The 13462-nt window shown below is 51.6% G+C and carries 8 protein-coding genes and 1 pseudogene; 5 read left to right on the top strand and 4 right to left on the bottom strand.

The window, feature by feature from the left end; translation table 11 throughout:
- Positions 1-227: 227 nt before the first annotated feature.
- Positions 228-467 (top strand): ferrous iron transporter A, encoded by a 240-nt coding sequence (gene feoA / locus J1C60_RS01350; protein ID WP_128177061.1) that lies wholly within the window; start codon positions 228-230, stop codon positions 465-467.
- A pseudogene (gene feoB / locus J1C60_RS01345) lies at positions 464-2695 on the top strand (Fe(2+) transporter permease subunit FeoB); the annotation flags it as partial. The gene feoA and the pseudogene feoB, both read left to right, overlap by 4 nt.
- 257 nt (positions 2696-2952) lie before the next feature.
- On the opposite strand, the gene J1C60_RS01340 reads toward feoB, so the two are convergent.
- Both J1C60_RS01340 and bioH read right to left on the bottom strand, forming a co-directional pair.
- A complete protein-coding gene (locus tag J1C60_RS01340) occupies positions 2953-3234 on the bottom strand; it encodes a YdgH/BhsA/McbA family protein (protein ID WP_128177057.1) in 282 nt (93 codons plus the stop codon).
- A 286-nt stretch (positions 3235-3520) separates the two neighbouring features.
- Positions 3521-4294 carry a pimeloyl-ACP methyl ester esterase BioH gene (bioH, locus tag J1C60_RS01335; RefSeq protein WP_128177055.1) on the bottom strand — a complete coding sequence of 258 codons (774 nt, stop codon included), beginning with the start codon at positions 4292-4294 and terminating at the stop codon, positions 3521-3523.
- 33 nt (positions 4295-4327) lie between these two features.
- On the opposite strand from bioH, the gene gntX reads away from it, so the two are divergent.
- On the top strand, positions 4328-5011 hold the full coding sequence (gene gntX / locus J1C60_RS01330; protein WP_128177053.1) for a DNA utilization protein GntX: 684 nt from the start codon (positions 4328-4330) through the stop codon (positions 5009-5011).
- A gap of 58 nt (positions 5012-5069) precedes the next feature.
- Positions 5070-5645, top strand: a complete 576-nt coding sequence (gene nfuA, locus J1C60_RS01325; protein WP_128177052.1) for a Fe-S biogenesis protein NfuA — start codon at positions 5070-5072, stop codon at positions 5643-5645.
- Positions 5646-5681: 36 nt separating this feature from the next.
- On the opposite strand, the gene malQ is transcribed toward nfuA, so the two are convergent.
- Positions 5682-7754: a 4-alpha-glucanotransferase gene (gene malQ / locus J1C60_RS01320; protein WP_128177050.1), complete on the bottom strand. Its 2073-nt coding sequence runs from the start codon at positions 7752-7754 to the stop codon at positions 5682-5684.
- Between the two features lie 88 nt (positions 7755-7842).
- Positions 7843-10245 (bottom strand): maltodextrin phosphorylase, encoded by a 2403-nt coding sequence (gene malP / locus J1C60_RS01315; protein WP_128177048.1) that lies wholly within the window; start codon positions 10243-10245, stop codon positions 7843-7845.
- A 493-nt stretch (positions 10246-10738) separates the two neighbouring features.
- Between malP and malT the strand changes: the two genes are divergently transcribed.
- Positions 10739-13456 carry an HTH-type transcriptional regulator MalT gene (gene malT, locus J1C60_RS01310; RefSeq protein WP_128177046.1) on the top strand — a complete coding sequence of 906 codons (2718 nt, stop codon included), beginning with the start codon at positions 10739-10741 and terminating at the stop codon, positions 13454-13456.
- Positions 13457-13462: the final 6 nt, after the last annotated feature.

The following is a 13462-nucleotide window of genomic DNA, read 5'->3' as shown; positions in this document are numbered from 1 at the left end:
CAGCGCACCGGCAAGCATGAGGGATATAACAGAGATAAAATCTGAAGACAGTAAGCCTTTTCCTGAAATTGCAGCGATATATCTCGTGAACCTCTCGCATAACGGTAACCTTTGCTAACTGCCCGATAAGGTCCTCACCGGCTATCCTTCCGGTTATTGTTTTATGTCAAAGTTAACGATAATAATTCTCATTAAAATTGCGGTATCGTTTTACGAGGTGCTCACTCATGCAACTTCTTGCCAAACAGCGCTATAAAATCATTGGGTTTACTGCTTCCGTCGGTGCAGCCTATCGGCAAAAACTCCTTTCACTCGGCCTGCTACCAGGTTCGGTCTTTAATGTCGTGCGCATTGCGCCACTCGGCGATCCGTTGCAAATCGAAACACGCCGCGTCAGTTTGATGCTACGTAAAAAAGATTTAGCGCTGCTGCAGCTCGAACCGTTGGGTGAGCAGGAGAAAGCATGAAAAACTGTTCCATTGGCCTGATTGGCAACCCAAACGCAGGTAAAACCACACTGTTTAATCAGTTGACGGGGGCCCGTCAACGCGTTGGTAACTGGGCAGGCGTCACCGTTGAGCGTAAAGAGGGCCAGTTCACTACTCGCGAGTACCGCGTACGGCTGGTTGATCTGCCCGGAACCTATTCGCTTATCACCCTTTCTCAGCACGGCTCATTAGATGAACAGATTGCCTGTCACTATATTCTCAGCAACGATGCAGATTTGCTGATTAACGTGGTGGATGCCAGCAATCTGGAGCGGAATCTCTACCTTACCCTGCAACTGCGGGAGTTTGGCGTCCCCTGTATCGTGGCGCTAAACATGCTGGATATTGCTGAAAGCCAGCAAATAGAGATTGATGTGGATGCGCTGGCACTGCAGCTCGGCTGCCCGGTTATTCCGCTGGTCTCAACCCGTGGCCAGGGTATTGAGGCGCTTAAACAGGCCATCGATAGCTTCACGCTCGCTGCGCCCGCATTGAGCATTCCCTATCCACCGGAGATTATACAATCGACTACCGTGTTGGCTGACGCTATGCCAGCACAGCGTTCAGCGGCGCAACGGCGCTGGCTCGCATTGCAGATGCTGGAAGGTGATATCTATAGTGCTTCACAGGCCGGTCATATCGCGCGGGATCTATTGCTCCCACTGCAACAGCAGCTAACGCAAGAGGCGGCACTAACAATTGTTGCTGCACGCTACCACGTAATTGAAGAAATTAGCGCGGCGGTAAGCAACTGCAAGTTGGCTACACCGAATCGTCTATCGCAACGCCTCGATCGCATCATTCTCAATCGCTGGCTGGGCTTGCCTATCTTTCTGCTGATGATGTACCTGATGTTTCTGCTGGCGATCAATATTGGCGGTGCACTACAGCCGCTGTTTGATATCGGTTCCGCCGCACTGTTTATTCACGGTCTGCAATGGGTGGGCTGGGCGCTGCATTTCCCTGAGTGGCTAACGGTGTTTCTGGCTCAAGGGATCGGCGGCGGTATTAATACCGTACTGCCGCTGGTCCCCCAGATCGGTATGATGTACCTGTTTCTCTCCTTTATGGAAGACTCCGGTTATATGGCGCGTGCGGCGTTTGTCATGGACAGGCTCATGCAGGCGCTGGGACTACCCGGAAAATCCTTTGTACCACTGATTGTTGGCTTTGGCTGTAATGTGCCCTCCGTAATGGGCGCACGTACGCTGGACGCACCGCGTGAACGCCTGATTACCGTAATGATGGCGCCCTTTATGTCCTGCGGTGCACGCCTGGCGATTTTTGCCGTCTTTGCCGCTGCGTTCTTTGGACAAAAAGGCGCACTGGTGGTGTTCAGCCTTTATATCATTGGCATTGTTATGGCAATTCTGACCGGATTGCTGCTGAAGCATACACTGATGCGTGGTGAAGCCAGCCCCTTTGTGATGGAACTGCCGGTGTATCACGTACCGCATCTGAAAAGCCTGCTATTGCAAACCTGGCAACGCCTGAAGGGTTTTGTACTGCGCGCCGGTAAAGTGATCGTTATCGCCAGCATGCTCATTGGCGCCCTGAACAGTTTTTCATTTAGTGGCCAGCCCGTCAGCCATATTAATGACTCGGCGCTGGCGACCGTCAGCCGGGCAATCACACCGCTGCTTGCACCTTTTGGCGTGCATAATGATAACTGGCAGGCCACCGTGGGACTCGTTACCGGGGCAATGGCGAAAGAGGTGGTGGTTGGGACGTTAAATACGCTCTATACCGCTGAAGCCATTAACGATAACGCGTTTGATGCCAGTCAGTTCAGTCTGCGTGGTGAATTAGTCGATGCGCTGGATGAAACATGGCAAGGCCTGAAGGCGACATTCAGTCTCAGCGTGTTAGCAAATCCGATTGAAGCCAGTAAGGGCGACGGTGAGATGGCTTCGGGGGCAATGGGGATGATGAGTCGAAAATTTGCCAATGACGCCGCGGCCTTCAGCTATCTGCTATTTGTCCTGTTGTATGTTCCTTGCGTCTCGGTGATGGGCGCTATCGCCCGTGAAAGTAGCCGGCGGTGGATGCTTTTTTCCATTCTGTGGGGACTTAACCTGGCCTACTCACTGGCGACACTGTTTTACCAAGCAGCGACCTTCCAGCAACATCCCAAAACCAGTCTTATCGCGATCTCACTGGTGATCATCTTCAATATTGTGGTGGTCGGGACGTTAAGAAAAATCAAAGTAAAACCGATGCTCATCCCGATAAATACCCTTTCAGAGGGGCAGTGTAAGGGGTGTTCGAAACAATGTAATCACGGTTAACGGACGCCCATATTCACACGTGCGTAAGGCATACTGACGCTATCCCGCCATACGGTGCATAGAAGGGGCAACATTGAACACAGGCACGCCTGCTCTGGCATGCCTGCTACTGTGCTATCCTCGCTGTGCTCCTGCACTGGTCGACGGATGACAATACAGCATATATATCACTCGTGTTACTGGGCAGGATCTTTATAAACATCAGCCGTTGCGCTGATTCTTCCATGCTCGCGACCCGCGATGACCAGGAAGTATTTCCCGCCTTTTTCATCAGCCAGTTGAGAGAGCTTTTGCTTCGCATCCATCGGTGACGTCGTTTCAGCCGTGGTAGTCACGGTCGCGACCTTCTCCAGTTTCATAGTATCAACCTGTTCTTTGGTAACCTCTTCCGCAGCCAGCGCACCAAAAGAAACAGAACCCACGACTAACGTTGCAGCAACTGTTTTCAAAACATTCATACAATATCTCTCCTTAGGATTGTGTTGGATGTGTGCAGCCGCAAACCAGAGAAGGTGCCGAGAGAAAGAAATCTACCCATGCTCCCTGGGCATTAAAATAACGAGAATCGCCCCGCTATACTTCAGGTCGCAGGTGTACTGGTCACTCTGCAACTCAAGTTATTCAGGATATAAGCGGCCTTGCTCACGCCATCAAGTATTACTGAGATTTTCAAAATCTCCAATTCTATTTCAGGATGTTAATAACACCGCCATATCGATGGCGGCAGCAGAAGACAACGGCCTGTCACTGAAAATATTTTTTAAATTCAATTAACTGTTCACAGAACAGTTCAGGATGCGAAATAAAGGGCGCATGTGCAGCTTTTTCTAACACTACCGATTGGCTTTCCGGCCACTGTTTATCCAGAAGTGTCGCGACTTTCCGCGGTACCAAACCGTCCAGGTAGCCATAAATGCGCAAATGCGGCAGCGTTAACGCCGTCATCGGCTCACGCAAATCCACAGTACGTAAAATCTCCAGCCCTCCATCCAACACTTCTACCGAAGGCATAGGCAGTGACAACACCACATTTTTTAAGATGCGGGCGTCCTGACGTGCACGTTCGGTTCCCAGCGTTTGCAAAGCAAGAAACCGCTCAACGGTACGCTGAAAATCACCGCTTAACTCGCGCTGAAAGCTAAGTAACGTCTCTGGTTTAATACCCGGCCATGCTTCTCGTGCGGTAAAACAAGGGGAAGTAGCAACATTAATAATTCCCTGCACGCGCGACGGGTAACGAAGCGCCATCTGGCTGGCAACCAAGCCGCCCAGCGACCACCCAAGACAGATAGCCCGTTCCGGCATGTGCGCTTCAATGACCTCTACCATCCGATCTAACGACATCGCCGTCCAGCCATTGCTACGGCCATAACCGGGTAAATCCACCAGATGGAGACGAAAATGCGAGCGAAGCCGATCGATAATGCAATGCCATACTTCTGCGTTCAGTCCCCATCCGTGCAGCAGCACAAGATCGGTATTTCCTGTCCCTTCAGTCTGCCAGTAAAGCTGCGACATCGGTTATTGTCCTGTTTTTATTTGGAGGTTGTTATGCTACCAATGCCGGGCCGTTGTTGGCTATGCCAGATACCGCTAATGCTCTATCAACATGGTATATGTAGCCTCTGTTATCGCCATTTACCTCAGCGCCCAATCAGTTGCCCGCGCTGTGGGTTACCTGCGGGGCAATCACATATTGAATGTGGCCGCTGTTTGCTCCGCCCCCCGCCGTGGCACACATTAGTTTACGTCAGCAACTATCAACCGCCGTTGAGCCCACTGGTGCTACGATTTAAATTTAATCGTATTACCGCACTCTCTGTGATGCTGGCGCGGCTAATTTTGCTAAGCTGGTTGCATGCACGCCGTACGCGGCAGTTGCCCAGGCCCGACCTTATTCTTGCTGTGCCGTTACATCAGCGTCGTGCATGGCAACGCGGGTTTAACCAAACCGATATGCTGGCGCGTAAATTGTCGCACTGGATCGGATGTGAGTACCGTCCTGCCGGACTCGTTCGCGTTCGCCCCTCACGCATTCAGCATCAGCTAACCGCACGGGCACGACGTAAGAATTTGCACGACGCTTTCAGGGTTGAAATCGCGTTACGTGGGCGCCATATCGCATTAATCGATGATGTCGTCACCACAGGCAGTACGGTCGATGAAATCAGTCGCCTGTTAATGGCCGAAGGGGCCGCCAGCATCCAGGTTTGGTGCCTGTGCCGAACCTTGTAGAGCGCCAGTGATGGGCGTATTATAACCAACCAGATTAGTCAACTATTGAGCAATAGCCATGATCCGTATTTCTGACTCTGCGCAAGAACACTTCGCAAAACTGCTGTCAAACCAGGAAGATGGCACCCAAATTCGCGTATTCGTAATTAACCCGGGTACGCCTGGCGCTGAATGTGGCGTCTCTTACTGCCCGCCGGACGCGGTTGAAGCAACAGACACTAAACTGGAGTTCGATAAACTCTCGGCGTATGTTGATGAACTGAGTGCACCTTACCTTGAAGACGCGGAAATCGACTTCGTTACCGATAATCTCGGTTCACAGCTGACGCTGAAAGCACCTAACGCTAAAATGCGTAAAGTTTCTGATGATGCGCCACTGATTGAGCGTGTCGAATATCAACTTCAGTCGCAGATTAACCCACAACTGGCTGGCCACGGCGGTAAAGTCTCGCTGATGGAGATCACCGAAGAAGGGTACGCTATTCTGCAATTTGGCGGCGGCTGTAACGGTTGCTCTATGGTGGATGTGACACTGAAAGAAGGCATCGAGAAAGAACTGTTGCAGACATTTCCCGAGCTGAAAGGCGTGCGCGATTTGACCGAGCATCAGCGCGGCGAGCACTCTTACTATTAAATACTCCGGGCGACCTTCAGGTCGCCCTTCGTTTTTTTACGCTTTCTTTCTGCGACGATCGATATCCCGAATCAACCGATTTACACCGTCATCAGCAAACATGGCTTCCAGCGTGTGACTCAGCTTACGACGCCAGTTAGGATACTGATCGGTGGTGCCCGGAATATTGACCGGCATCGCCATGTCCAGCCAGTCTTCGGGCTGCAGACCTAAAAGCGCGCAACCGCTATCGGCAATGAAGCGATGCATTCCCCGGTTTAGTTGAGGTGACATGGATAAGTGCGATGCCCGCTTACCAAAGCGCTTCGGGACGAAATGGTATTGATGCAATGCATTCAACAGAGCCTGCTTTTGTCGATCGCGATTCTCGTACAGGCCGCGTAATATCACCTCATCCGGATACAACCCCAAGGTTTCACCCAACGCCAAATCGCCAGAAGCCCAGAACCCACGTAGCGTTGGTAAATCATGCGTTGTGGCACTGGCCATTGATTGCGTCTGCCAGGCATCAGGCGCACGATAGCGATCGGCGCTCTCCTGTTCGAAATAGAGCACCTTCCATGAATAGACGCCACTATCACGCAACTTACCAATGATCTCTACCGGTACGGTTCCCAGATCCTCACCAATCACCATGCACTGATTCCGCTGACTTTCCAGTGCCAGGATCGCCATTAAATCGTCTACAGGATAATAAACATAAGCGCCATGATCGGCCGTTTCACCGTAAGGGATCCACCACAACCGTAACATTGACATCACATGATCGATGCGTAATGCGCCACAGCTGGCCATATTGGCACGCAGTAAATCAATAAAGGGCTGATAGCCTCGAGCGGCCATAACGTGCGGGTCCATCGGGGGTAGCCCCCAGTTCTGCCCGAGCGGTCCCAATATATCTGGTGGCGCGCCTATCGAAGCCTTCAGGCAGTATAGCTCACGGTCGCTCCAGGCTTCGGATCCGCCCTCTGCTACGCCGACAGCAAGATCGCGGTATAAGCCAATAGGCATATTGCGCCGCTGACTCTGCTGCCAGCACGCATCAAACTGAAGGTTGGCCAACCACTGTAGCCACAGCCAAAAATTGACTTCATCCTGATTTTGCTGACAAAACTTCTGTACGGCATCGTTATGGGCATGCTGATAAGCTTCCGGCCATACCGGCCAGCCCCAGAACTGCGGATCCTGTTTTAGCATCGCCTGATGCATCGCGTCATACGCCGCCTGATAAAACAGACTACCGCCGCCTAAGGTAATAAAGCGCTTAAAAAGCGCGCGCGTCGTATCGTTCTCCGCTCGCGTGGAGAACTGCTGCCACGCCAGCCGTAATGCGGTCATTTTCAGTTCACTGACGGTAGTGTAATCAACCCACTCACTCTGCCGTACTTGCGCGAGTGTCTGCTGCGTCGTGTCTTGCTGCCACCAACGTTGAGCCGCCTCGCTCTGCTGAAAATCTGGAACGCGGCTGACATCAATATAAATAACGTTAAGCCATCTACGTGATGAAGGGCTATAGGGGCTGGCACTTTCCGGATTCGCAGGATAGAGCGAATGGATGGGATTCAGACCAATAAAAGCACCACCACGATCGGCGATATTATCCAGCATCGTATGGAGGTCGCCGAAATCACCTATCCCCCAGTTATTTTCTGAGCGCAAGGTATAGAGCTGTACACAGGTGCCCCAAAGTTTTTTCCCTTCACGCAGTGGTGCAGGCTCGAAGCAACGCGTCGGTGCTACGATAATGCGGCATGGCCACTGCTGCTTCCCCTGGGTCAGGGTTAACTGATGATAACCGTCCGCCAGCCTTGATGGCAGACTAAGGGTTTCTCCTGCCTGAACTTCACCTTCATGCTGTTTACCGTGTTCAGTTTGTAGGTGCCAGCGATAACAACCTTTTCCTCCGATCAGCAACTGACGCTTGCGCGTGCCGCTGAATACTTTCGCTGCCGGAAGCGGCGAGGCACTCACCAGTGTGGGTTTTCCCATCGCGGCAAGCAGCCGGCGTCTGGTGGTTTCCTCAATCGCCTGCTGCTCTCCCTCCGCATTAATATAGCTGGAGGCAATACCGGCCGCCGTCGCGGCCTTATCAAGTTGATGTAGATCCATTGAATATCCTGATAATCCCGTCACCCTTCACGCGGCTTCTTTAACAAAAAATCCAGCGATAACGAAAGCGTTTTAGCCTGCTCTGGCCTCAGCGTTTTGCCTGCCAGATACGGCTTTGATAATCCCGAATAGACCTATCCGAACTAAACATTCCGGTGCGTGCAGTATTCAGAATTGCTGCACGGGTCCACGCCTCTTTATCCAGCCAGAGTGCTTCCACTCGTTTTTGTGCTGCGCAATAGTCAGCAAAATCAGCTAATACCAACCAGGGATCGCCCCCCTTTGTCAGACTATTGAGCAACAGGTCAAAGGCATGTTTATCACCATCGCTAAAAAAGCCCTTTTCCATCTCTTTTAACAGCGTATCTAAATGCTTATCCTTTTTGCGAAGCTTAACGGGATCGTAGCCTTTCGCCTTCAGAGCCTTAACTTCATCAACGGTCTTACCGAATATAAAGATATTCTCCTCGCCGACCTGCTCGGCGATTTCAACATTGGCACCATCCAGCGTACCGATGGTGAGTGCGCCGTTAAGTGCCAGTTTCATGTTGCCGGTACCTGACGCTTCATAACCCGCCGTGGAAATCTGCTCGGAGAGATCGGCAGCAGGGATCATCATCTCTGCTGCGGTGATGCGGTAATCCGGAATAAACACCACCTTCAAGCGATCGCCCACCAGCGGATCGTTGTTGATCTTCTCCGCCACTTTATTGATCGCGTAGATAATGTTTTTCGCAAGGTAGTAACCCGGAGCAGCTTTCGCGCCAAACAGAAATACGCGCGGCACCGTTTCCTGCTGCGGATTATCACGCAGCTGGCGATAGCAGTGCAGTACGTGCAGTAGCCCCAGATGCTGGCGCTTATATTCATGTAAGCGTTTAATTTGAATATCAAACATCGCTTCCGGATTAACCGCAATACCCGTATGTTGCTTAATCCAGTTCGCCAACCGCTGTTTATTATCATGCTTAATCTGGCGATAGCGCTGGCGGAATGCCTGATCATCCGCAAAAGCTTCTAATCCTTTCAGGGCATCAAGATTATTGACCCATTCAACGTTTAGCGTCTCATCAATCAACGACGCTAGCGCCGGATTGCATTGCTTCAACCAACGACGTGGCGTAATACCATTGGTGACATTGTGGAATTTGTTTGGCCACAACAGGTGATATTCAGGAAAGAGATCTTTAACCACCAGTTCGGAGTGTAGAGCCGCGACGCCATTAACCGCGAAGCCACTTACCACGCAGAGGTTAGCCATCCGTACCTGCTTGTCATGCACAATAGCCAACTTATTCCAGACTGCTTCGTCACCTGGCCACTGTTTATCCACCTGCTTTTTGAAGCGACGGTTAATCTCTTTGATAATCATAAAGTGGCGCGGTAGCAGGCCACGTACCAGCTTCTCATCCCAACGCTCCAGCGCCTCTGGCATCAGCGTATGGTTGGTATAGGCAAATACATGACTGGTGATCGCCCAGGCTTCCTTCCACGATAATTGATGTTCATCCAGCAGAATACGTAACATCTCGGGGATCGCGATGGTCGGGTGGGTGTCATTAAGCTGAATAACCTCATAATCAGCCAGCTCGGTGATTTTCCGTCCCGCTTGATGGTGGCGGCGTAGAATATCGCCCACTGAACAGGCGCACTGGAAATATTGCTGCATCAGGCGCAGACGTTTACCTTGCTGATGGTTATCATTTGGATAGAGGACCTTCGTCAGTTTGGCTGCATCAATACCTTGCTGTTCGGCCTGCAAGAACTGTCCTTCGTTAAACAGTTCAAAATCGAAAGGATGCACATGCGTAGCCTGCCAGAGACGCAGCGGTTGAACTACGCCGTTCTGATAACCAATAACAGGCAGATCCCAGGCCTCTCCGCGCATCACAAATTCTGGCTGCCAGTGGGGCTGACCCTGGTCGTCTTTGATTACCTTACCGCCAATAGCAACGTCCACGTCCAGCGCGGCATTATGACGGAACCATGGATAGCTTGCGCGGTGCCAATCGTCAGGCGCTTCATGCTGATGTCCGTCATTGAATGACTGACGAAACAGACCATACTGATAATTGAGTCCGTAGCCCATTGCTGACTGGCCTACCGTCGCCATTGAATCCAGGAAACAGGCAGCAAGCCTTCCCAAGCCACCATTACCTAAAGCAGGATCAACCTCTTCCTCCAGCAGTTCGCTCAGGTTTATCTGGTAATCTGCCAGCAGATCGCTCACCCCCTGATACCAACCCAGATTAAGTAAGTTATTGCCGGTCAGGCGCCCGACTAAAAACTCCATGGAAATATAATTTACGTGCCGCTGTTTTTTAGGCGCTTTCACTATAGGTTGTGCAGCCAGCAGTTCGGCCAGAGCGCCACTTACGGCTTGCCACCATTGATGCGGATTCATCTCTTGTGCGGCGCTGAAACCTAAATGCTGCCACTGGCGCGTGAGCGCGGCTTCAAAGTGAGCTTTGTTGAATTTTGGCTGCGACATACTAATCTCTTCAGGTAAGTGAATGGTTTCGCGAAAAATTGATGCACACATGCTGACCTCTGCCCCAGAGCCCGGCATCATCCTGTTTAAGATCCTGGTGGGGATGAGCCTCGGGGCGTAGCAAAAACTGTGATCTCCCGCACCTTAAAGTTAAGACGCCAATGCTCAAAAAAGCGCCCCCATTAAAGAAAATGAGCAAAAAAAAGTATGAAAGGACATGACCGATACTTAGTCGAGATAACATTTACGACAATATCGCTCACTATTTCTCGTTATCTCATGTACATTTCCGTGCCTGCTACCTCTTAATATGACGACTTTTTCGATAGCAAAAATTAAAAATTGCGTGAGGAAGTGTGATGGGGTGCAACTTAATGAATTTCCGTCTGTCACGTACCTTGCATTAGCCTGCGGACTGGCAGAATGTACTTAATTACGCAGCGCGAAATAATTCCGTTTGTGTCTTTCTATGTCACACAGTGATGCCAGGATTATGCTAATTCCATCGAAACTCAGCCGTCCTCTGCGGCTTCAGAACACTATTGTTCGGGAGCGTTTGCTTGCAAGGCTCGCGAATATCAGCCATTACCGATTGGCGCTGGTCAATAGTCCAGCTGGCTACGGTAAAACGACGCTGGTTGCTCAATGGGCGGCGGAAAAAAACGATCTGGGCTGGTATTCACTTGATGAAAGCGACAACTATCCCGAACGCTTCGCGACCTACTTTATGGCAGCGATCCAGCAGGCGACCAGCGGCCACTGTGTTCGGAGCGAGGCAATGGCGCAGAAGCGTCAATATGCCAATTTGAGCGCGCTCTTTGCCCAGCTTTTCGTTGAACTTTCTGAATGGCATTCTCCGCTGTATTTGGTTATTGATGATTACCATCTGCTGACCAATGACGCCATCCATCAGGCAATGCGTTTTTTTATACGCCACCAGCCCGATAATCTGACGTTGGTTATCCTGTCGCGTAACCTACCCACACTGGGTATTGCTAATCTGCGGGTACGAGAGCAGCTACTGGAGATTAACAGCCAGTCGCTGGCGTTTACCCATGGTGAGGCGAAAGCCTTCTTTGATTGCCGTTTACAGCGACCGATTGATGCCTGCCACTCCCAGCGCCTATGTGACGAAGTCGCTGGCTGGGCTACCGCGCTGCAGCTTATTGCGCTAACGGAACGTCAGTCCAATACGCCGACGCATCAGTCGGCACAACGTTTAGCGGGTATCAACGCCAGCCATCTTTCTGATTATCTGGTCGATGAGGTTCTTGATTGCGTTGATGCCCCCACGCGTAACTTTTTATTACGCTGTTCGGTGCTGCGTTCGATGAATGATGTGCTGATTTCGCGGATAACCGGCGAAGAAAATGGTCAACTGCGTCTGGAAGAAACCGAACGGCAGGGCCTTTTTCTGCAACGCATGGATGATAGCGGTGAATGGTTTAACTTCCATCCACTGTTTGCCAGTTTTCTTCGCCAGCGCTGTCAGTGGGAATTAGGAAGCGATCAGCATCAGTTACACCGTGCCGCCGCCGAAGGCTGGATGGCGCAAGGGTATGCCGGTGAAGCCATTCACCACGCATTGGCCGCACAGGATACTCTCCTGCTGCGTGATATCCTGTTGCAGCACGGCTGGGCGCTGTTTAATCACAGCGAACTGGCCTTGCTGGAAGAAGGATTGAAAGCGCTGCCCTGGCAGTTACTGGTTGAAAACCCGAGTCTTATCCTGCTACAGGCGTGGCTGGCCCAAAGCCAACACCGTTACAGTGAGGTCAATCTTCTGCTGGCACGTGCCGAGCAGGAGATGGCCATGCAACATTTCGCGACCGACGAAGTCCTGAGCGCAGAGTTTGATGCGTTACGTGCCCAAGTCGCCATCAATGCCAATAAGCCTGAAGAGGCGGAGCGTCTCGCGACTCAGGCACTTAATGTGTTGCCGCTGGCAAACTACTACAGCCGAATTGTTGCCACTTCGGTAAAAGGCGAAGTGCTGCATTGCCAGGGCGAGCTCAATCTGGCACTGGCAATGATGCAGCAAACGGATAGCATGGCCCGGCACCATAATAGCTGTCATTACACGCTGTGGGCGCTGCTGCAACAGAGCGAGATCCTGATCGCGCAAGGCTTTTTGCAAACCGCCTTCGATATACAGGAGAAAGCGTTCGCGCTCATTAATGATGAGGGACTGCAGCAGCTTCCGATGCACGAATTTTTACTACGTATTCGTGCACAGCTACTGTGGTCCTGGTCCCATCTCGACGATGCCGAAGCAGCGGCACGTAAAGGTCTTGAGGTCCTGGCCAATTTCCAGCCACAGCAGCAGTTACAGTGTTTAGCTATGTTAGCCAAATGCGCGCTGGCGCGAGGAGATATGGATAACGCGCGACGCCATCTTACCCGCTGCGAAAACTTGCTCAGCAACGGTCAGTATCACAGCGACTGGGTCACCAATACCGATAAGCCGCGAGTACTTTACTGGCAAATGACCAATGATAAAGTCTCCGCCTCCAACTGGTTACGTCTGACGGCGAAGCCGGACGATGCCGGTAACCACTTTCTGCAGGGACAGTGGCGCAATATCGCCCGGGCACAAATTCTCTTAGGCCAATATGACGAAGCGGAAGTGGTGCTGGATGAGTTGAATGATAATGCCCGTCGTCTGCGTCTGGTCAGCGATCTTAATCGTAATCTACTGTTAATGAATTCGCTTTACTGGCAAACCGATCGTAAAAGTGAGGCACAGAAAGCGCTTATTGAAGCCCTTTCACTGGCGAACCGAACGGGTTTTGTCAGTCATTTTGTCATTGAAGGCGAAGCCATGGCCCAGCAACTCCGGCAGCTATTGCAGCTGAATACGCTACCGGAACTGGAGCAACATCGCGCTCAGCGGATCCTGCGTGATATTAACCAGCACCATCGCCATAAATTTGCTCACTTTGATGAAACCTTTGTCAGCCGCCTGCTCACGCACCCACAGGTACCGGAACTGATCAGGACCAGCCCGCTAACCCAGCGTGAATGGCAGGTTCTGGGGCTGATTTATTCGGGTTACAGTAACGATCAGATCGCGGGTGAACTGGATGTGGCCGCGACCACCATCAAAACCCATATTCGTAACCTCTACCAGAAACTGGGCGTGGTTCATCGCCAGGAAGCGGTACAACAGGCGCAACAGCTGCTGCATCTGATGGGGATGAGCGTCGCATAAGGGATG

Source organism: [Pantoea] beijingensis (genome assembly GCF_022647505.1).
GTDB lineage: Bacteria > Pseudomonadota > Gammaproteobacteria > Enterobacterales > Enterobacteriaceae > Erwinia > Erwinia beijingensis.
Note: the sequence above shows the minus strand (reverse complement) of the source record. Positions and strands in the feature narration are given on the sequence as shown.